The 21,105-nt window shown below is 66.9% G+C and carries 19 protein-coding genes; 6 read left to right on the top strand and 13 right to left on the bottom strand.

Annotated elements, in window-relative coordinates; genetic code table 11:
- The first annotated feature begins 78 nt into the window (after positions 1–78).
- Together ACWMMN_RS08385 and ACWMMN_RS08380 are read left to right on the top strand one after the other, a co-directional pair.
- Entirely contained in the window at positions 79–306 is a 228-nt protein-coding gene (locus ACWMMN_RS08385) for a hypothetical protein (protein WP_486423207.1), read from the top strand.
- Between the two features lie 44 nt (positions 307–350).
- Positions 351–488, top strand: a complete 138-nt coding sequence (locus ACWMMN_RS08380) for an HHHH-motif protein (RefSeq protein ID WP_014897078.1) — start codon at positions 351–353, stop codon at positions 486–488.
- A gap of 82 nt (positions 489–570) precedes the next feature.
- On the opposite strand, the gene ACWMMN_RS08375 is transcribed toward ACWMMN_RS08380, so the two are convergent.
- Positions 571–1,956 carry an ATP-binding protein gene (locus ACWMMN_RS08375; RefSeq protein ID WP_486423206.1) on the bottom strand — a complete coding sequence of 462 codons (1,386 nt, stop codon included), beginning with the start codon at positions 1,954–1,956 and terminating at the stop codon, positions 571–573.
- Positions 1,953–2,618 (bottom strand): response regulator transcription factor, encoded by a 666-nt coding sequence (locus ACWMMN_RS08370; RefSeq protein WP_340624096.1) that lies wholly within the window; start codon positions 2,616–2,618, stop codon positions 1,953–1,955. Before ACWMMN_RS08370 ends, ACWMMN_RS08375 begins: the two co-directional genes overlap by 4 nt.
- Before the next feature lie 284 nt (positions 2,619–2,902).
- Between ACWMMN_RS08370 and ACWMMN_RS08365 the strand changes: the two genes are divergently transcribed.
- Positions 2,903–3,430, top strand: coding sequence for a DedA family protein (locus ACWMMN_RS08365; protein ID WP_059234281.1), 528 nt, complete (start codon positions 2,903–2,905; stop codon positions 3,428–3,430).
- Between the two features lie 45 nt (positions 3,431–3,475).
- Positions 3,476–4,207: a class I SAM-dependent methyltransferase gene (locus ACWMMN_RS08360; RefSeq protein ID WP_256084830.1), complete on the top strand. Its 732-nt coding sequence runs from the start codon at positions 3,476–3,478 to the stop codon at positions 4,205–4,207.
- Between the two features lie 114 nt (positions 4,208–4,321).
- Here the strand turns inward: ACWMMN_RS08360 and ACWMMN_RS08355 are convergent, their stop codons facing one another.
- The 9 genes from ACWMMN_RS08355 to ACWMMN_RS08315 all read right to left on the bottom strand — a co-directional run bounded on the left by ACWMMN_RS08355 (position 4,322) and on the right by ACWMMN_RS08315 (position 17,152).
- Entirely contained in the window at positions 4,322–5,509 is a 1,188-nt protein-coding gene (locus ACWMMN_RS08355) for a calcium-binding protein (protein ID WP_174991462.1), read from the bottom strand.
- Positions 5,510–5,616: 107 nt separating this feature from the next.
- The gene (locus tag ACWMMN_RS08350; RefSeq protein ID WP_059234287.1) at positions 5,617–6,639 is read right to left on the bottom strand and encodes a fimbrial protein; all 1,023 of its coding nucleotides are present in this window, start codon (positions 6,637–6,639) and stop codon (positions 5,617–5,619) included.
- Complete coding sequence (locus ACWMMN_RS08345) at positions 6,636–7,382, bottom strand: fimbrial biogenesis chaperone (protein ID WP_342704334.1); 747 nt, start codon at positions 7,380–7,382, stop codon at positions 6,636–6,638. Before ACWMMN_RS08345 ends, ACWMMN_RS08350 begins: the two co-directional genes overlap by 4 nt.
- Positions 7,383–7,398: 16 nt before the next feature.
- Positions 7,399–9,885 (bottom strand): fimbria/pilus outer membrane usher protein, encoded by a 2,487-nt coding sequence (locus tag ACWMMN_RS08340; protein WP_455550526.1) that lies wholly within the window; start codon positions 9,883–9,885, stop codon positions 7,399–7,401.
- Between the two features lie 90 nt (positions 9,886–9,975).
- A complete protein-coding gene (locus tag ACWMMN_RS08335) occupies positions 9,976–10,488 on the bottom strand; it encodes a fimbrial protein (protein ID WP_059234292.1) in 513 nt (170 codons plus the stop codon).
- A gap of 190 nt (positions 10,489–10,678) precedes the next feature.
- On the bottom strand, positions 10,679–10,927 hold the full coding sequence (locus ACWMMN_RS08330) for a hypothetical protein (protein WP_486423205.1): 249 nt from the start codon (positions 10,925–10,927) through the stop codon (positions 10,679–10,681).
- 425 nt (positions 10,928–11,352) lie between these two features.
- Positions 11,353–12,801, bottom strand: coding sequence for an efflux transporter outer membrane subunit (locus ACWMMN_RS08325; RefSeq protein ID WP_256086044.1), 1,449 nt, complete (start codon positions 12,799–12,801; stop codon positions 11,353–11,355).
- Positions 12,801–15,938, bottom strand: coding sequence for a multidrug efflux RND transporter permease subunit (locus tag ACWMMN_RS08320; protein ID WP_340624092.1), 3,138 nt, complete (start codon positions 15,936–15,938; stop codon positions 12,801–12,803). The genes ACWMMN_RS08325 and ACWMMN_RS08320 overlap by 1 nt, the downstream gene beginning before the upstream one ends.
- A 14-nt stretch (positions 15,939–15,952) precedes the next feature.
- The gene (locus tag ACWMMN_RS08315; RefSeq protein ID WP_486423204.1) at positions 15,953–17,152 is read right to left on the bottom strand and encodes a MexX/AxyX family multidrug efflux RND transporter periplasmic adaptor subunit; all 1,200 of its coding nucleotides are present in this window, start codon (positions 17,150–17,152) and stop codon (positions 15,953–15,955) included.
- A 149-nt stretch (positions 17,153–17,301) separates the two neighbouring features.
- Here ACWMMN_RS08315 and ACWMMN_RS08310 point away from each other — a divergent pair, with 149 nt between their 5' ends.
- Positions 17,302–17,949: a TetR family transcriptional regulator gene (locus tag ACWMMN_RS08310; protein WP_486423203.1), complete on the top strand. Its 648-nt coding sequence runs from the start codon at positions 17,302–17,304 to the stop codon at positions 17,947–17,949.
- A 338-nt stretch (positions 17,950–18,287) separates the two neighbouring features.
- A complete protein-coding gene (locus ACWMMN_RS08305; protein WP_486423202.1) occupies positions 18,288–19,550 on the top strand; it encodes a M23 family metallopeptidase in 1,263 nt (420 codons plus the stop codon).
- A gap of 34 nt (positions 19,551–19,584) precedes the next feature.
- Here ACWMMN_RS08305 and ACWMMN_RS08300 read toward each other — a convergent pair whose 3' ends face one another.
- Entirely contained in the window at positions 19,585–20,310 is a 726-nt protein-coding gene (locus tag ACWMMN_RS08300) for an amino acid ABC transporter permease (protein ID WP_174991458.1), read from the bottom strand.
- 2 nt (positions 20,311–20,312) lie between these two features.
- Positions 20,313–21,035, bottom strand: coding sequence for an amino acid ABC transporter permease (locus ACWMMN_RS08295; RefSeq protein WP_059234345.1), 723 nt, complete (start codon positions 21,033–21,035; stop codon positions 20,313–20,315).
- Between the last annotated feature and the right edge of the window lie 70 nt (positions 21,036–21,105).

The raw sequence follows: 21,105 nt of genomic DNA, 5'->3' as shown, positions 1-21,105 counted from the left end.
ACGGGCGGTAGCAACTTCTTACCACGTGAAATTTTGGGGGCTCGTACGATCGACTTGCTGTTTCCAAGGGAGAACAACATGAAATCCATCGTGTTATCCGCAGTCATGGTTGGCGTGCTGTCGAGCGTGATGCTCGGCGGGTGCGTGGCCTACCCTGGCCCTGCCGAAGTCACGATCGGCTGGCATGGCGATCGTTACTGGGACGGGAATCGCTACTGGGAACGCCGTGACTGGGAAGCCCAGCATCCCGGCCCGCGTGACGAGCGCCGGGACGACCGGCACGACGATCAGCGGCCGCAGTGGTAATGCCGTCGCTCCCGCAATCCGCCATTCAACGACAGGACCTCAACATGAAGACGCTACTGAAAACCCTGACCGCCGCCGCCGTTGCCGCCGCCGTACTCGTGCCGGCGATTGCCGAAGCGCATCCGCACCGCGTGTGCCACTTCGAGCATCACCATCACAAGGTGTGCCGCTGGGTGCGCTGAGCGTTGCGCGGTAGAGGTGAAAAAGCGCCGGCTCGCCGGCGCTTTTTTTGTTCTTGCGACTCGGGCAGCGCAGGCGCTCGCGCTAACGCTGCCAGCGCTCGGGCGCCAGCCAGATCGGAAACGACAGGATCACCGCCAGTCCACGCCCATCGATACCGGCCGCCACGTCGACCGCCCCGCCGTGAGACTCGGCAATGCGCGCGACCAGCGACAGGCCGATGCCGCTACCCGGCTGCGCCGTACCCGGGACCCGGTAAAAGCGTTCGAAGATCCGCGCATGCTCGTCGACCGGCACGCCCGGCCCGTCGTCCGCGATACGCAACCTGACGCGCGCCCCGTCCGTGCCGGCCAGGCCGTCGCACGCGATCTCGACCCGCCCGCCTTCATGGCCGTAACGCAGCGCGTTGTCGATCAGGTTGCGCACCGCGATCGCGATTTCATCCAGATCGCCCCACACGCACACCGGCTCGACCGCCACCCGCACCGTCTGCCGGCGCGCATGCGCGGCCGCGTCGAAGTCGCTCGCGATCAGCGCAACGAGCCGCGACAGGTCCACCGGCCCGTGCTGCTCGGCGCGCGATCCTGCATCGAGCCGCGCCAGCTCGAGCAATTGTCCTGACAGCCGCGCGCTGCGTTCGACGCCCGTTGCCAGACGGCGCAGCGCGGCGTCCTTGTCCGCGGGGCTGTCCGCCCGCAACGCGACTTCCGCCTGCGCCGACAACGCCGCCAGCGGAATGCGCAACTCGTGCGCCGCATCGCCGATGAAACGGCGCTCGGTATCGACGGCCTGGCTCAGCCGCGCGAGCAGGCGATTGAACGACTCGACGAGCGGCCGGAGCTCGCGTGGCAGCGTCATCAGCGGCAACGGCGAGAAATCGAATGCGGCCTTGTGCTGGATCGCCCGCTGAACGTCGCGCACCGGCCCGAACGACCAGCGGATCCCCCACCAGATCGCCACGCCCAGCATGCCGAGCAGCACCGCCGTATTGAACAGGCCGAGTTGCAGCGCATTGTTCGCCTTCTCCTGCCAGGTCGTGGCCGGCCCGCCCGTCTGCACGCGGATCCGGCCCGCCGGATCCGACAGCGAATAGACCCGCCAGGTCTCGTCGTGCGCAACGCCGCGCCCGCTGCTCACCCCGTATCCGTCCCGCATGTCGGCCTTGAGCGCCGGCCCCGGCGCATCCGCGCTGTGCATGACGTTGCGGCCGTCGATCCAGATCTGGAACGCGACGTCGTATTTGCCGTACGCGCCTTTCGGCAACACCGCCTGGGCGCGGGCTTCGGGCAGGCGGTCGATTGCATCGGGCAGCGACAGCAGCAGCAGTTGCGCGGCGCCCTCGAGCAAGCCGTCGCGCCAGCCGCGCTGCTCGCGCCACAGGCCGACGCCGAGGACCGCGCCCCAGCTCGCCCAGAACACGACCACCGTCGCCATCACGGTGGCGAGCAAGCGCATACGCAGCGACCTCATGCCGTGCCCTCCCCGACGCGATAGCCGAAACCGTGCACCGTCACGATCAGTTCGTCGCCGAGCTTGCGCCGAAGCTGATGGATGTACACCGCGATCGTGTTGCTTTCGATGGCGCCGTCGTTGCCATACACGCGCGCTTCAAGCTGCGTCCGCGTGACGACGCGTCCTTGCCGTTCCATCAGCGCGACCAGCGTCCGGTACTCGTGAATGCTGAGCGCGACGGGTTCGCCGGCGCGCGTGACTTCCTTGCGTGACGGATCGACGTGGATATCGCGGTAGACCAGCCGCTCCGACACGCGGCCCTGGCTGCGGCGCGTCAGCGCGCGCAGCCGCGCATAGAGCTCGTCCAGCTGGAACGGCTTCACGAGATAGTCGTCGGCGCCGGCGTCGAGCCCGCGGATACGGTCGCTCAGCTGATCGCGGGCGGTCACGATCAATACCGGCGTCGCGTCGTAGTTCGCGCGCATCGCGGCGAGCAGCGTGAAACCGGATGCGCCCGGCAACTGCAGGTCGAGCAGCACCGCGTCGTAGTCGCGACCGACGAGCGCGAGCCGAGCCGCCGGCACGTCGGCCACCCAGTCCGCGCGCCAGCCGTTCTGGGCCAGGCCGGCCCGCACGGCGTCGGCCAGCATCGCGTCGTCTTCCACCAGCAGGATCTGCATCGGTTTCGCTCCTCGAATGGCGAGGTCGCCAGCCTGACGGACCGCGATTAAAAACTTCTTAAAGCCGGGGGGCCACGATGCGTGTCGATCGCCGCATTGCCGGTGCAATGCAGTTGGCGCTTTCCCGAGAGGCCCGCCATGACCGTGTTCTGTCCTTCGATTCCGTTGCTGCGATGCAAGACGGCACGGCGCGCCCGCTTCGCGCCGTCCCGGTGCCGGGCATTCTGGCATGAAAGGCCGCCCGCATTGCGTGCGTTGCGCGCGCGCCGCGCGGGAGCGGCGCGATGAACCAAGTCGCCGCGCTCGTCCCGTTCGGCCTCGCGCTCAGCCTGGCCGGCGCCAACAGCATCGCCTGCCTCGCCGGCCTGTCGCTGATCGAACGGTTGATCCCCGTGCTGCCCTCCCACGTGCTGCTCGCGATGATCGGTGTCGCCGGTGCGCAAGGCGCATGGACACTGCCGGAAGCGATCGTCGTCACGGCGCTCGGCAGTTTCGCCGGCTGCCTCCTTCATTACGCGCTCGGCAATCTGTGGCCTGAAGACAGCGTGCTGGCCCTGCTGCGCCGCGTCGCGCCGCTGGGCAGGCTGCAGCCCGCCAGAATGGACGCGCTGATCGAAGGCATCCGCGCGCGGCCCACGCGGCTCGCACTCTGGTCGCAACTGGTGCCGTTCGTCCGGCTCGTCGCGCCGGCGCTCGCCGGATTGCTGCAAACGAGCTTCGCGCGCTTCGCGTCGGGGGCGGCGGCCGGCATCGCGCTCTGGAACACGTTGTTCATCACCGCCGGCTATCTCGCCGCGCAAGCGGCCGGCTAACCGCGCCTGTCATTGCCCCCGATCGATCCCGCCAGGAGCCTGTCGATGCGTATCCCCGAATGGATGCTGTTTCTGCGTACGTGGTTGCGCAATCCGCGCCGGGTCGGCGCACTTGCGCCGTCCGGCCCGGCGCTCGCCGCGCTGATCACCGCGCATGTCCCGCGCGAACGCGCGTCCGTGATCGAGCTCGGCGCCGGCACCGGCGTGTTCACACGTGCGCTGCTCGCGCGCGGCGTCGCGAGCGACCGGCTCGTGCTGGTGGAAGCCGATCCCGCGTTTGCCAACGCGCTGCGGCATCAGTTCCCCGCGTTGCGGATCATGCAGATGGATGCGGCCCAGCTCGGGATGACGGGTGACTTCTTCGGCGGGGAACGCGCAGATGCAATCGTGAGCGGGTTGCCGCTCGTCGCGATGCCGGTCGAGCAGGCCGTCGCGATCGTGCACTGCGCATTCGCGCGCCACCTGGCCGCCGGTGGCGCGTTCTATCAATTCACCTATGTGCCGCGCTGCCCGATTCCGGCACGCTATCTGGAAGCCCTGCGCATTCGCGCCGTGCGGGTCGGTGTCGCGTGGATGAATTTTCCGCCGGCCGTCGTGTATCGGTTCGAACGATGCAGCGAGGCGGACGGCTGTCATCGGCACAACGCACGGCCGCTTCGCGAAGCCGTTGCCGACGCCCCTGCCTTGCACGGTATCGACGCAAGCCGATCGTCCCGTATCTCCGCACCCGGACCGTGCCATACCGGGCCGGCAACAGGTAGAAGTTCGCCATCCTGAATGTGATCGGAGGTCGGTTGCGATTCCGCCCGCCATGACTTTCCTGCTTCTTTCCGGCGAACAGCGAAACGAGGCGCCGGTTCCCCGACGCCTTTTCCGCGGCCCGCGTCGACGCTACTGGCGTGGCGCCGGCCGCAGCGAGGACAGCGCGATGCGTATCTGCCAGAACAACGGACGATAGTTGTCGTCCAGATACTCCTGCCCGGTGATCAGGCTGCCGTCCGGGCTGATCGCCAGCGTCGTATCCAGCCGCAGCCCGCCGCGCGATACGCCCGCGGCGTCCAGCAGCGCCGGCAGACTTCGCATGCCGACGCCCTGCGTCCAGATGAACGTCCTGACAGTGTCGCGTTCGGTGTTCCCCGACTGGCCCACCACGACGCTGCCGTCCGCATTGGCGTGTTCGGCATAGCTGTAGTTGTCGCCGTCGAGCATGCCGAGTTGTTCGATCGTGTTCCCGCCATTCAGCCAGCGGACCGCGACGGTGCCCTCCCTCTCGCCCCACGGCGACGGCAACGATCGCCCGGTCCCGGCATTCCCCACGACAGTTTGACCGTCGTCGCTTACACTGATAGCCCGGTCCATGAGCGCAGGAGCCGAGGAAATGGCCGGCAGCAGCCGAACGCCCGAGCGCACCGTCCAGACGAAAGCGCGCGAGCCATAGACACCGCCCACATTCCCGACGCTTCCTGCCACTGCGTCGCCGGGTTGATTCATGTGAACCGCGCTCGCAGCGAAGTCCTCATCGGTGGTGATACGGTTGAAACCGCTGCGACTGTCCCACAGAAACAGCGCATTGTGCCCGTCGGTCGTCGTGTAGCTACCCGCGATGCGCGAGCCGTCGCGATTCATCACGCTGGCGTCGCTGAAATACCGCGTTGCCGTTGACGGTGCAATGGGTTGCACGCTGCCGTCCCCGGGCCAACGGACAGCCGATACCGCATCGTTGCCATACGGACCGGGCTGGGCGAGCGACCCTACGACAACGCGCCCGTCAGACGACACGGCATTGGCTCTTGACGAGCGTTCATCGGACGGTGAAGCCAGCCGTTGCCAGCCAGTCTGCGCCGACCATGAGAATGCACGCCCCGGTTCGGCCGGATTCGTGTAACTGGAGCAAGAACCGACGAAGGTCTTGCCGTCCGCACTGACGCCGCTGACCTGGTTCGTACGATCCCGCATCCCGCCGAGATCGCCGAGCCGGGTCAGCGATATTGCACCGGGCACTTGTGCTTGCGCGTGGCCGCCGGCGAGCATCAGCGCGATCGCGATCGATGTTGCCACCACCCGATACCGCGTTTGCATGTGCGTCTCCTCCCTGGACTGAAACCCGAATGGTCATCCACCATCGTCGGGTTACGACGCAAGCCGTACATCCGTTGCGCGAGCCGACGACGGTGTCGCCGTCGATATCAATAGATGAACAACCGGATCGTCGCCGTCGCGTCGAACCGCCCGATCTTCGGCGGTCCGAACGACTTCAGCACCGCGTCCATCAATACGCTCTGGTTCATGACGTTGGACGGGAATTGCGCGAGGTTGAACTGTTCGTTGAACGGAATCGCCTTGCCCTGGCTGTCCTCGATGCCGATCCCGAAATTGCTGTCCTTCGCGGGCACCAGCAAGCCGTTCTGCACCGGGAAGCTGGTTTCGAAGTACCCGTCAACACGTACCGCGACGTTGCATTTCTTCGTCAGCGACAGCGAAAACCGCTTGCGCGGTACCGCGGGCATGAAGCCGTTGCCCACCGCCTGCACCTGTCCGAAATTGACGATGCCCGGCTCGGGCGTCACAAGCACGTCGACGAAGCACGGCGTCGGCTTGAGATTACGCAGGCCGCTCAGGCGGTACTGGAAGCTCGGGTTGTATGCGTTCAGCCCGAACTCGCCGTCGAACTGAAATACCGTGTAGATGTCGCTCGGCGGCTGGACCCAGTTGCCCCGCTTGCGCACCACGACCTGGTAGTCGATGCTGATTCGCGTCTGCTCGCAACGCCCTCGATCGAAGTCGTACTTGCTGCACGGTGGCACGGAATACCCGGTGAACACCCCGCCGCCTCGGTTGCTGGTCTTGTCGAAATAATCGATACCCTTGTAACGGATGCCGATCTCGAGCCCCCAGGCGGCAGGATTCGTGCGATTCGGATTCGCGTAGAAATAGATGTTGTCGACGACTTTCAGGCTGCTGTCGTCACCCAGATCCTTGTAGCAATACCCCGACGTCGTTCGCACCGGCGACACCCAGATCACATAGCCGTCGGGCGCGTCGGTCGGATACGACGCAACGCCGCCGATCGGCTCGGTCAACGAAGTCGCGCCGCTGTTGGTCAGACAGCGCAGTGCCCATGCCGGCTGCACTGCCGCGACCAGCAACACAAGCACGATCCAGCGCAGCCAAGCGGCCGGCGATCCCTGGTGGCGCATACCGCCGCTCATTTCTTCACGCTCTTGCAAGCACCGGCCTCGCACGCATACTCGACCGCCACCTGGCCGCCGTAATCGTCGATATGCGTGACGAACAGCGTCGCCGGCGTCGCGGCCTTGAACGGCACGTCGGCCGTGCTCATCGGGCTCACCATCACCGGCTCGATCGGCACCGGCGTCTTCTGCGCGCCCGCGCTCACGTCGACCACCGTCACGTGGTACGGCGTCGGATTGTCGAACACCAGCTTGTGCGCGGCCGCATCCACCCGCAGCGTCATCGGCAACGTCCAGTCCTCGTCGCGCGTGGGCTGCACGGCCTTCGGCCGGTAGAACAGCTTCATCTGCGTGTGCAGTGCGATCTGCAGCGTGTTCGGCGTATCGGTTTTCGGCGGCACTTCGCGGATGTTCAGGTAGAACACCGATTCGCGATCGGCCGGCAGCTCGGTGCCCGGCAGCTTCGCGATCCGCAGCACGTTGCGCTCGTTCGCCTCGACGCGCTGCAGCGGCGGCACGACCATCAGCGGCGACGTGATCTTGTTGCCTTTCGCGTCCTCGAGCCACGACTGCACGAGATACGGATACGTCGTGCTCTTGTTCGTGATCGTGACGATCGCGGCCTGTTCGCCTTCGTTGAAAATCACGCGCGTGCGATCGGGCACGATCGCCGCGTGCGCGGCGCCCGCGAGCAGCGCGCCGGCGGTTGCGAGCACGCACCACGCGCGTCGCCGAAAAGAAACGGAGAAAGTGTTTTTCATCGCTGGATCCGTGAAATCATCGTTCGGCCCGCGCGGCCGCTGCATGCGACTCGCCGGGCGTCTGGCACGTCACCGGAATCGGCGTGCCTTCGAGTTGGAGCCGGTTCGGCAGTGTGTCGACCGTGCAGAGCGTACGTTCGCCCGCCCGCACCGCCAGCGTCGACTTCGGCTGAACCTGGGTCAGGAACGCCGCGCCGCCCTCGCCGACGATGCCGAGTTCCTTGCCGTTCGCCGCGTCCTGCACCGATGCACCGAACGGCAGCGGCTTGCCGGCCGCGTCGGTCAGCGTCAGGTACAGGTTGCTGCCGCGCGCGGCGGAAAACTTCACGAAGCCGATCGCGCCGTCGGTCAGCACCATGCGCTGGATCGGGTTCGTGACCTGCACTTCGAGCGGCAGCTTCTCGACGTTGACGGTCGCGTCGTACACGTTGTACGGCGAGATGCCGTCGAGCACCGCATAGCCGCGCGAATCGGTGTGCGTGAGCGAGCCGGACAGCGGCACGTCGGGCACGCCGTCGGTCGACACCAGCAGGCGCGTATCGCCCGCATTGCCGTTCGCATGCGCGGACACGCCGTACTGCGTCGCGACGAACGAGCCGTCGACTTCGAGCGAGGCGGCCGCGTAGGCGTTCGCGAGGGTCGACGCCTGCGCGGTGAGCTGGTACGCCGTCGTGCGCTGGCGGAAGCTCGCGTTCGCCGACGCGCGGCCGTCGGTTTCGCCCGCGTTGACCTGGTAGGTGCGGCCGGCCGGATCGTCGTAGATGTAGCCCGCGTTCACGCTCGTGCTGCCGCTGCCCGTCGTCAGGTTCGACGTGACGGTGTGGCGGCCGCCGATCGGCAACGTCGCGGTAACCGAGAACTGGTTGCCGCTCGCGCCGGCGCTCTGCGTGCGGAATGCCGACACGCTGACGTTCACGTTGCGCAGCGTGCCGATCGAGAATGCTCGCGTCAGCGTGAGGCCGACGCGCTGCTCGGACGAACGCGCCCAGTAGGTCGTCTGGTCGTACGAAAAATAGGTCGACGTGTCGCCGAAGCGCTTCGACATCGTCGCCGAATAGCGCTGCTTGCTGTTGGCGAGCCCGTACGCGGTCGGGTCGCCCGAGAATTGCGCGAAGTTCGTGTAGTCGCGTTCGGAAAAGCGATAGCCGAAGAAGCGCACGTCGGCGTCGAGTCCGTCGAAGTGCTTCGAATAGTTGATCCGATACGAGTTGCCGTTGCGCGTCGCGCCGTTCCACCACAGCCGTGCACGCGCATGCGTGACGTCGGCCGACACCGCGCCCAATGCACCGAAATCGCGGCCGACGCCGAGCGCGACCGACGTATAGCCCGACGCGGCGATGAAGCCGCCGTACGCGGTGATGTCGAACGGCAGGCCGTATGCGATTTCACCGAAACCGAAGAACGGCGTGATGCCGGCGCCGCCGAACAGGCGCGGCTTGCCGACCGCGGCCTTGTAGCGCAATTGCCCGGTGCGCGCGAGGAACGGCACGGCGGCCGTCGTCACCTGGAAGCGCTGCACGCTGCCGTCCTCTTCCTCGACCGCGACGTCGAGCGTGCCCTGCACGCTCGTGTTGATGTTCTGCAAAGCGAAGGCGCCCGGCGACACGCGTGTCACGTACAGCACGCGGCCCGCCTGCGACACGGTCACGGTTGCGTTGGTGCGCGCGACGCCCGCGATCAGCGGCGCATAGCCGCGCAACGAAGGCGGCAGCATGCGGTCGTCGCTGCGGATCGACGCGCCCGTCAGCGCGAACGTGTCGAAAATGTCGGAGGTCAGGTAGTCGTCGCCGAACGTTACCGTCGACTGGATCGACGGCAACGCGCGAAATGCATACAGCCGGCTGAAGCGGAACGTGCGATCCGCGTACGCCGTGTTGCCCACGTTCGATTGCGCCTGGTAGTCGCCGCGAAAGCGCCACGCATCCCAGTTCGCACCGACCGTCCCGTAGGCCTGGATCGAATTCGTCTGGCTACCGCCCGCGCCGAAGTTGCGGTTCGTGTTCGCGATCACGCGATAGTCGAGCATCGCCCCCGGAATCCCTTCGGACCAGCGCTCCGGCGGCAGGTAGGTCGAATCGGTGAACTCGAGCGCGGCCTGCGGAATCGTGATCTTGAGCCGTCCGTCGCTTTTCAGGTAACGCACGGTTGCGCCCTCGATCGCGCCGAGGTCGACGCAACGTCCGCCCTGGAAGCGCGGCAGGTCCTTCGCAAGCGCCGGCTTCAGCCCGAACTGCGCGACGAGTTCCGGCCGCAGGCACGGCTTGCCCGCGCCCGACGCATCGATCGCGATGAACTCGATCGATTGCAGCCCGTAGAACAGGTCGTTGACCTGCACGTCGAGCATGTACTCGCCCGGCAGCGTGAAGTCCGCCTCCGAGAACTGCGACAGATCGACATTGTTCGTGCCGTCGATGTTCAGGAACGACGAATTGAATTCCGTCGCATGGCTCTGGCTGCCGACGACCAGCACGGAGACGCAAAGGAAGGAATGTCTGATTCGCACGCGGCGCTACCGGAAGTCCGAGGAGAAGGGAAAACGGGAGGACGGAAGAAGGAGGAAGGGCAGCACGCATCCCTCCTCCGGTACGGGCGCTTACTGGTAGCGGACCGTGAAGTTCGCGACGCTGTCGGCGGTACCCGGCGTCACGCCGGCTGCCGTCGCTTCGTACATGGCTGCGAAGCGTGCGATGTTCGTGCCGTTTTGCAGCACGGTCGGTGCCTTCTGCTCGGCGCCGTTGTCGAGGTATTCGCCCGACGCTGCCTGCAGGCGGATGCCGACGTTGGTTGCCGAACCGATCGTGGCGAGCAGCTTCGGCTGGCCTGCGCTCGACGTGCCCGTGAACGTGAAGTACGCGTTCTTCGCGATGCTCGTGTCGCAGTCGGTCAGCTTGATGTCGAAGTTGGTCGGCGTGGACTTGTCGCCAGCCTGCTTGAACACGTTGGTCGGCACCTTGCCGAGGTTCACGGTCTGGTTGACCGAGCCCGAATCGATGCCGCATGCGCCCGCGACGATCTCGCCCGTGAAGTTGATCGTGCCGGTGCCCGCTGCGAAGGCCGAGGTGGACAGGGCCGCGAGTGCGACAGCGGTCAGGATGGTTTTTTTCATGACGTTTCCCGTTAAGGACTGCAAATGGAGTGGACGACGTGGCGGACACAAACGGCAGCGTGTGCTGGCTCCCGTCCGACACGAGGCGGCATTATCGAGATAATCGTGAAAGATTTCTGTAAATCATTGTCAAACGCTTCTGACAATGTTCGATTTACCCCTCTAAAACCGCATTCTTTCTTCATGATTTTCAATCGCGGATATTTTGTCCGCAGTCCTTTTTTATTTTCCGGAACCAATTGAAGATTAATGGAATTTCTTGCCGATAACCATCGACACCTCGCCCTGCCTTGCCAGCACTGGCCCGGCAAAGATCCGTTACGCAAAAGACAAAATATTGTCCAACGCCGCCATCGTTGCCCGGCGACAACGCCCATATCAAATCATTTTCAACTGACAGGAAATTAAATGAGGCGTTTCGCCAATCTCGATTTGCCACGCAAACGATTGCGAAACGAATACAAACGTTTTACCGCGACACTTTGCCGCCCTCATTAATTCCAATTCATTGATTAATCCGATCTTCAATTCCCGATCGTGAATCTCACGCGTGCGCAGTCGCCGATACGAAATTTGCGAGCCTGAATGGCCGAGAGGAAACCACGAAGATGTGCGCACACGTTTGCGCCGGAGAGCAACACGACCGGTCGCCGGTCGCCGGTCGAGGGATGCGGGATGCCGCTTAGCGCGCACCGCCGCGAGAAAAAAAACGTCTGGATGGTTCGCTGGACAGCGAAAGGAAGCGCCGAACATGATCGGCGATACGGCGGGCAGCACGACTGGTGAACCGGCGGCCGCACGTCGAATCGTGCGGCCGCCGTTACGTCACCCGATGCACTGCGGCGCCAGGCAACGCGGCGCGCATCACGCGGAAGCTGCGGCCTCCGCCGATGCCGGCGACCAGCCGCCGCCGAGCGCACGGTACAACGCGATCGCGTTCGCGAGCCTGAGCTGCTTGAGCCGGATCAGCTCCTGCCCCGACTCGTACGTACTGCGCTGCGCATCGAGCAGTTCGAGATAGGTCGCGACGCCGCCGGCATAACGGCGCTCCGCGAGCTTCAGCCGCGCGCCGTCCGCCGCATACACGTCCTGCTGCGCGGCAAGCTGGCGATCGATCCAGTCGCGCGCGGCGAATGCGTCGGCCACTTCGCGGAACGCCGTCTGCACGGTCTTTTCGTACTCGGCCACCGCGATGTGCTTGCGCGCGTTCGCGACATCGAGGTTCGCGCGATTGCGTCCGCCCGCGAAAATGGGCAGCGTGATGCGCGGCGCGAACGTCCACACGCTCGTGCCGGCCGCGAACAGGCTCGAGAACGCGTCGCTCACCGAACCGTAATCGGTCGTCAGCGCGATACGCGGAAAGAACGCCGCGCGCGCGGCGCCGATCTGCGCGTTCGCGGCCTTGAGCCGCGCTTCGGCCTGCCGGATGTCCGGCCGCCGTTCGAGCAATTCGCTCGGCGCGCCCGGCGCCACCGGTGCGATCGACAGCGCGTCGAGCGCGGTTGCGTCGTCGGGCACGTTGCGCGCGAAGTCGCCCGCCAGCAGCTGCAGCGCCCGTACCGCCTGCGCATGCTCGCGCTGCAGCGCGGCCTGCGATGCGCGCGCGGACGCCACCAGCATCTCGGCCGAACGCAGCTCGATCGCGTCGCTCGTGCCGGCCGCGTAGCGGCGCTGCGTGAGCGCGGCCATGCGCTCGCGCGCGTCGAGCGTACGCTGCGCCAGCGCAAGCTGCTCGTGCAGCGAACGCTCCGATACGTAGGCGCCCGCCACTTCCGAGATCACGCCGATGCGAACCGCGCGCTGCGCATCGGCCGTCGCGAAATATTCGGCCAGCGCGGCATCGGACAGGTTACGCACGCGGCCGAACAAATCGAGCTCGTATGCACTGATGCCGACGCCCGCGCGATACAGTCCGCTGATCGCGCTTTCGCGCACGACGGGATCGTACTGCCGCACGCGTTCATAGCCGAGATTCGCGTCGACCGACGGCATCAGGTCCGCGCGCTGCACGCCATACAGCGCACGTGCCTCCTCGAGGCGGCCGGCTGCGATCCGCAGGTCGCGGTTGTTCGCGAGCGCTGCGTCGATCCACGCCTGCAGCGCCGGATCGGTGAAATACGCATGCCAGTCGTCGAGCTGCGCGGCAACCGGTTCGGCGGCTGGCGCCGTGCTGCCTTCAACCGGCGCATAAGTCGCCGGCACCGGCGCCGCCGGCCGCTCGTAACGCGGCGCGAGCGAGCATCCGGCGAGCGCGAGCGCGGCGGCCAGCGCGAGCTGAACCCGCAGCGCGGCGCGTGCATTCAGCGCGAACATCATTGCGAACCCTCCATCGTCGCCGGCTGCGCCCCGCCACGCCGGCGCGGGCCGACGTCGAACAGGCGGCCGACGATCACGAAAAACAGCGGGACGAGGAACACCGCGAGTACGGTCGCCGTGATCACGCCGCCGAGCACGCCGGTGCCGATCGCCATCTGCGCGCCCGACGCCGCACCCGACGCAAACGCGAGCGGCAGCACGCCGACACCGAACGCGAGCGACGTCATCACGATCGGCCGCAGCCGCAGGCGCGCGGCCTCGAGCGCCGCGTCGACGAGCGACATGCGCTGCGCAACGAGATCCTTCGCGACTTCGACGATCAGGATCGCGTTCTTCGCGGACAGCCCGATCGTCGCGATCAGCCCCACCTTGAAATAAATGTCGTTCGGCATCATCCGCAGCGTGACGCCGAGCACCGCGCCGATCACGCCGAGCGGGACGACCAGCATCACCGCGAACGGAATCGACCAGCTCTCGTAGAGCGCCGCGAGCGCGAGGAACACGACGAGCACCGACAGCGCGAACAGCATCGGCGCCTGCGCGCCCGACAGCCGCTCCTCGAACGATTGCCCCGACCACGCGAAGCCGATGCCGGCCGGCAGCTTCGCGGCGATCCGCTCCATCGCGGTCATCGCCTCGCCGCTGCTGTGGCCTGCCGCCGCCGAGCCGTTGATCGTGAACGACGGATAGCCGTTGTAGCGCGTGAGCTGCGGCGGCCCGAGCGTCCAGTGCAGTGTCGTGAACGCCGCGAGCGGCACCATCTCGCCGCGCGCGTTGCGCACGCGCAGCTTCTTCACGTCGTCCGGATCGAGCCGGTGCAGCCCGTCGGCCTGCACCATCACGCGCCGCACCTGCGTGCCGTGCATGAAGTCGCCGATATAGTCGGAGCCGAACATCACCGCGAGCGTCGTGTTGATCTCGTCCATCGATACGCCGAGCGCGGACGCCTTCGCGCGATCGATGTCGAGCTTCAGCTGCGGCGCGTCCTGCGTGCCTGCGAACATCAGGTCGGTGAGCGCGCGGTCCTTGCCGCCTGCCGCGAGCAGTTGCTCCCGCGCGGCGCTGAACGTCGCGTAGTCGAGCCCGCCGCGGTTCTGCAGCCGGAAGTCGAAGCCGCTCGACGAGCCGAGATCGGGCAGCGCCGGCGAGTTCATCGCGAACACCGTCGTGTTCGGCGTGCCCGCGAAGCGCTCGTTGATGCGCGCGACGATCGACTGCACGTGATCGCGCTCGGCCTTGCGCTCCTTCCAGTTCTTCAGCGTGACGAAGATCATCCCGCCGTTCGGCCCTTCGCCATACAGGTTGAAGCCGCCGAGCGCGAACGTATACGCGGCCGGTTCGTCCTTGCGGATATACGACTCGACCTCGCGCACGCTCTGCATCGTTTCCGCGAGCGGCGTGCCTTGCGGGCGGATCACCATCACCATGAAGTTGCCCTGGTCCTCGTCCGGCAGGAACGCGGTCGGCAGCTGCGTGAGCATCAATGCCGCGGCCGCGGTCAGCGCGCCGTACACGACCAGCCAGCGCACCGGCTTCTTCAGCATCGCGCCGACGCGCGTCGCATAGCGCTGCGTCGCACGTGCAACGAAGCGGTTGAACCAGCCGAAGAAGCCGCGCTTCTCGTGATGGTCGCCGTTCACGGGCTTGAGCAGCGTCGCGCACAGCGCGGGCGTCAGCGACAGCGCGAGGAACGCCGAGAAGCCGATCGACACCGCGAGCGACAGCGCGAACTGCCGGTAGATGTTGCCCACGGCCCCGCCGAAGAACGCCATCGGCACGAACACCGACGTCAGCACCACGGTGATCCCGATGATCGCGCCGCTGATCTGCTTCATCGCCTTGACGGTCGCGTCGTAGGGCCCCAGCCCCTCTTCGACCATCAGCCGCTCGACGTTCTCGACGACGACGATCGCATCGTCGACGAGGATGCCGATCGCGAGCACCATCCCGAACATCGTCAGCACGTTGATCGAGAAGCCCGCCGCATACATCACGCCGAAGGTGCCCGCGAGCGCGACCGGCACGACGAGCGTCGGAATCAGCGTCGCGCGCAGGTTCTGCATGAACAGGAACATCACGAGGAACACCAGCACGCCGGCCTCGATCAGCGTCGTGACGACCTTGTTCATCGATACGCGCACGAACGACGACGTCTCGTACGGGATCTGGTATTTCACGCCCGGCGGGAAGTACGCGGACAGCTCGTCCATCGTCGCGCGCACGCGCTTCTCGGTGGACACCGCGTTCGAGCCCGGTGCGAGCTTGATGCCCATGCCGGTCGCGACCTTGCCGTTCACGTACGACGGATAGTTGTAGTCGTTGCCGCCGAATTCGATCCGTGCGACGTCACGCAGGAACAGCGCGGAGCCGTCGGCCTGCGCGCGCAGCGCGATCGCGCCGAAATCGGCCGGCGTCTTCAGCGGCGCATCGGCGAACACGGTCGCCGCAATCGGCGCGCTGTCCGGCACCGCGCTGCGGCCGATATCGCCGATCGTCACGCGCGCGTTGTGCGCACGCACGGCCGATGCGATGTCCGATGCGGTGAGGCCGTGCCCGGCCATCTTCACCGGGTCGGGCCAGATCCGCATCGCATACTCGGCGCCCCAGAACTGCACCTTGCCGACCCCCTCGACGCGGCGCAGCGCCTGCACGACGTTCGCCGACGCATACTCGCCGAGCTGCACGGCGGTCATCCGGCCGTCCTCGGACGTCAGCGACACGACCAGCTGAATGTTGTCGGCGGCCTTCTCGACCTGGATGCCGTCGCGGCGCACCGGCTCGGGCAGGCGCGCATCGACCGTCTTCAGCCGGTTCTGCACTTCGACGGCCGCGAGATCGGCGTTGACGCCCTGCTTGAACGTCAGGTACAGCGACGCCATCCCGGCGCTGCTCGTCGCGGACGTGTACATCAGCCCCGGCGCGCCGTTCATCTCGCGCTCGATCAGCGCGGTCACCGATTCCTCGACGACCTGCGCGGACGCGCCCGGGTACGTCGCATAGATGCTGACGACAGGCGGTGCGATGTCCGGGTACTGCGCCACGGGCAGCGCGCGGATCGCGAACATGCCGCCCAGCATGATGAAGATGGCGATCACCCACGCGAAGACGGGGCGATCGATAAAGAAACGTGCCATGTTGGTTTAACCGGTCAGGTTTGACGGGCGGCCGCCTGCGAAGCGGCTGCTGCCGGCGCCGCCTGCGACGGCGACGCCTTCTCGACGGGCTTGACGGCCGAATCGGGCGCGAACTGTGCGGCGTTGTCGACGATCACGCGCTCGCCGCCCGCGAGGCCGCGCGTGATGCGCCAGTCATGGCCGCTCATCTGGTCGGCCGTGACCTCGACGTCCTTGACCTTGCCGTTCGTGCCGACCACGCGCACCGACGTGCGGTCGGTCGTGCGCAGCAGCGCGTCGCGCGGCACGAGGATCGCCCGCTGGTCGACCGCCGTGTCGAGCGCGATCCGCACGTACGCGCCCGGCAGCAACTCGCGCTCCGGATTCGGGAACAGCGCGCGCATCGCGACGGTGTCGGTGGTCGGATCGACCGCGAGATCGCTGAACAGCAGCTTGCCCTTCAGCGGATACGCGGTGCCGTCGGCGCGCAGCAGCGTCACCGCGACGTCGTGCTGCGCGATGCCCGTCGCACGTCCGCTCTTCACTGCGCGGCGCAGCGCATCGACATCGGCGGCCGGCTGCGAGAAGTTCACGTAAATCGGATCGAGCTGTTCGACGGTCGTGAGCGGCGTCGCCTGGTCCTGGCCGACGAGTGCGCCTTCGGTCACGAGCGCGCGCCGTGCGCGGCCCGCGATCGGCGCGGTAACGGTCGCGTAGTCGAGTTGCAGCTGCGCACGCGCGAGCTCGGCCTTCGCGGACGAGACTTCGGCCTTCGCCTGCGTGTCGGCCGCGACGGCCTCGGTGTGGTCGCGTTCGCTCACCGCGCGATCGCGCACGAGATCGTCGTAACGGCGGCGCTTGTCGCTCGCCGCGAGCGCGGCGGCCTGCGCCTTCGCGAGCGCGCCCTGCGCGGCATCGCGTGCGGCCTTCAGCGGCGCGGGATCGATGCGGAACAGCACCGCGCCCTGCTTCACTTCCTGGCCTTCCTCGTAAGTCCGCGCGGTGACGATGCCCGCGACCCGCGCGCGCACCTCCGCCTGCCGGTACGCATCGAGCCGGCCCGGCAGCTCGACGGTCATCGGCACGGCTGTCGGGTGCACCGTCACGACGGTGGCCTGCTTCGCGGTCTCCGGCGCGGCGTCCTTGTCGCCCTTTCCACATCCGGCCAGGGCCAGCACGGCCGCCAACGCGAACGGCGCCAGACCGTGGCGCGACAGGGAGCGATTGTTATTCATATAGACCTCGGATCGTTCGCCGCCGATAAAATGCGGCGGCTCAGGGTGGCCGATTATAATCAGTCACGACTGATTAAATACATGCGGTTTCAATCTGACCGCGACACTGTCTCCATAAAACGACAGCGAACTGTAAGGAAATTCACGACATGGCCCGCAAGACCCGGGAAGAATCACTCGCCATCAAGCACCGGATCCTCGACGCCGCCGAGCTCGTGTTGCTCGAAAAAGGCGTCGCGCAAACCGCGATGGCGGACCTCGCCGAGGCGGCCGGAATGTCGCGGGGCGCCGTCTACGGCCACTACCGCAACAAGATGGAGGTGTGTCTTGCGATCTGCGACCGCGCGTTCGCGCGCACGTCGGAGGGTTTCGACGCGGGCGACGGGTTGCCGCCGCTCGCCACGCTGCGACGCGCCGCATCGCATTATCTGCAGGAATGCGGCGAGCCGGGCCCGATGCAGCGCGTGCTCGTGATTCTCTATACGAAGTGCGAGCAGAGCGAGGAGAACGGCGCGCTGCAGCGGCGCCGCATGCTGCTCGAACTGCAGATGCTGCGGATCACGAAGGCGCTCTTGCGCCGCGCGATCGCGGCCGGCGAGATCGCCGCCAATCTCGACGTGCACCTGGCCGCCGTCTATCTCGTGTCGCTGCTCGAAGGCGTGTTCGCGTCGATGATCTGGACCAACCGGCTGCGCGGCAACCTGTGGAACGACGCCGAAGCGATGCTCGACGCCGGCTTCGATACCGTCCGCACCTCCACCGCGCTGCGTGTTCGCGCGCAAAAATTGCCAGACTGACGAAAAACGTCGTAACAAATGCTGATTTAACCCGATTTACCGCACTGCGAAACGAGTGAGCCGACCCCTTTTAAAATTTTTAACGTTTCGCGGAACATCGGTAGACTGACGCTGTCATCTTTCTTTAGCGTCTTCGTGATAACCGGGTTCGACCCGGTATGCACGCCGCCGTTCGAAGCGGGCCCGCCCCGTGTGTTGGGTCGAACGGAAACGACACAGGCCCCTGGCGGGGCCTGTTTTGTTGCACGCCCGCCACCCGCCCCGTCGCCGTTCGACGGATGAGCCGCCGGCGGCCCCTGCCCACACCCCTTTGAACCGCTTTCCTGGATGTGGACACCTTGGTCAACTCTGCCGCTACCCCTGCTTTCGCGCCCGGCCGCGCGCAGCGCGTCGTGCGCGCGCTCGTGCCGGCCGCCGTGCTCGGCGCCCTCGCCGCGTTCGGCCTCGCCGCCGCCCTGCCGGCCGTATCGCAACTGCCAGGCGCTGTCGACTCGGGCACGGCCGCGCTGCCGCAGCGCGTGCTGTCCGACACGCCGTTTCCCACCGCGCAGCATTTCGTGACGAGCGAACTCGCGCGCACGATCGGCGAGCGCAACGAACACGTCGAGCGCAACGACCGCAGCCTGCAACCGGGCCTGTTCGCGCCGCTCAGCGCGCACCGCAACGACATGCTCGGCTATGCGAGCCTGTTCCAGTTCGCGGCGCCCGAGAACCAGCAAGGGATGCGTGCGGGCGACATCGAACTCACGCTGTCCGATACGCTGAACCGTCTCGACGTGCCGCCTGAAGTACGCATCCAGCTCGGCGATCTGGTGACCGGCAAGGTCGCCATGCGCGCGAGTGCGCAACGCGGCGACTATTACCGCGTCGCGTTCGACACGAACGGCGGCACGCCGCGCCTCACCGCGCTCGAACTGCGCGTTGCCGGCCGCACCTTCGGCGCGATCTGGTTCCGCGCGCCGGGCGCCGAGCACGGCGCGTACTACGCGCTCGACGGCTCGCCGCTCGAAGCCGCCGCGTTCACGATGCCGGTCAAGTGGACGCGCATCAGCTCGTTCTTCGGCGAGCGCATCCATCCGTTGTCGCAGGCGATGGCGTTCCACACGGGCGTCGATCTCGCCGCGCCGAGCGGCACGCCCGTCGATGCGGCGGCCGACGGCGTCGTGTCGTTCGTCGGCACCGATCCGGGCGGCTACGGCCGCTACGTGATCGTCGATCACGCGGACGGATATTCGACCTACTACGCGCACCTGTCCGCGTTCGCTCGCGGCCTCAAGACCGGCGAAACCGTGAAGCAGGGCCAGCGGATCGGCTCGGTCGGGATGACGGGCGCCGCGACGGGCCCGCACCTGCATTTCGAGGTGCGCGTCGCGAACGATCCGGTCGATCCGCTCGTCACGCTCGCCAGCGCGCAGACGGCGCTGTCCGACATGCAACTCACCGCGTTCCGCCAGGAAGCCGCGCAATGGCGCTTCCGCCTCGCGTCGATCAGTACGGCGCCGTTTGCGTTCGCGCAGAACGACGGACCGCTGTGGGGCGACTTCGCCACCGACAAATCGACGCTGCGCGCAGTCTTCAACACGCACTACTCGGCGTCGTGATGCCCGCGTCGCCCGCCGCGGCCACGGTGCGCCGTTACCGCGCGGGTTCGGTGTACTCGGCGGCCGCCTGCGCGGCGCGCTCCGCGCGCGGGCGGCGCGACAGCAGCCAGCGCGCGGCGCCGTCGAGTGACGTGCACAGCACCAGATAGATCACGGCGACGAACAGGAAGATCGGCGCCGGATACACCATCAGCCGGTTGTTCACCTGCGTCGCGACGAACGACAGTTCCGGCACGCCGACGATATACGCGAGCGACGTGTCCTTCACGAGCGCGACCCACTGGTTGACGAACGACGGCGTCATGATCCGGATCGCCTGCGGCAACAGCACGTAGCGCACCGTCTGCCAGCGCGTGAGCCCGAGCGACAGCCCCGCCTGCCATTGACCGTCGCCTGCCGCGACGATGCCCGCATGCACCGCATGCGCGAGATACGCACCGCCGATCAGCGCAAGTGCACACACGACCGTTGCGAGTCCCGGCACATCCATGTGCAGCAGCACCGGCATCAGGAAATACGTCCAGAAGATCAGCATCAGCACCGGAATCGCACGGAAGAAGCCGATGAACGCGAGCAGCAGCACGCGCACCGGCCCGCGCGCGAGCGCCATCGCAACGCCAAGCGCCACGCCGAGCACGGCCGACGCGATGGCTGACGCGATCGCCAGCACCAGCGACAGCGCGGCGCCGCCGAGCGGGCCTTCCGGGAACGCGCCGACGAGCAGGTACGGCAGATTGGAGAAGAGCAGCGAAAGATCCATCGTCAGCGCCCCGCTCCGAGCCGGTCACGCCATTGCGTGGCGGCGTACGCACCGGCCTCGATCGCGGCCACCGCCGCGATGTACAGCAAGGTCGCGACGCCGAACGCGGCGAATGTCTTGAACGTCTCCGTCTCGACCTGCCGCGATGCATACGACAGCTCGGCCACGCCGATCGCCATCGCGAGCGACGAGTTCTTCACGAGATTCATGTATTGACCGAACAGCGGCGGCAACGCGATACGCACGGCCTGCGGCAGCACGACGTAACGCAGCGACTGCATCGGCGTGAGGCCGAGTGCGGCTGCCGCGTCATGTTGTGCCCGACGCACGCCGCGCAGGCCGGCTTCGCATTCCTCGGCGACGAACGCGGCCGTATAGGCACTCAAGCCGACCCAGCCCGCGACGAATTCGAACGACGGCCACGCGAGCGTGAACGGGCCCGCGCTCACGGCATGGCGCGCATTGAGCCACGCGATCCACGTGTCGGGCAGCAACGACGCGACGCCGAAATACCAGAACAGCAGTTGCACGAGCAACGGCGTGTTGCGAAATGCGACGACGTACGCGGCGGCGGTCGCGCGCGGGACGGTGCCGCGGGCGTGGCGCATGACCGCGAGCAACAGCCCGCCGGCCGTTGCGGCAACGGCCGACGCGGCCGCGAGGCCGAGCGTCAGCAGGAAGCCCTGCCAGAGCCAGGACAGATATTTGGGAGCCAACCCGAGCATGCTGGGGTGCGCGTGAGAAGCACGCGATCGGAAGAAAACGGAAAGCGCCGCGCAGCCGGTGTGCCGGCCC

The organism is Burkholderia cepacia complex sp. TUM26381, assembly GCF_057439935.1.
Note: the sequence above shows the minus strand (reverse complement) of the source record. Positions and strands in the feature narration are given on the sequence as shown.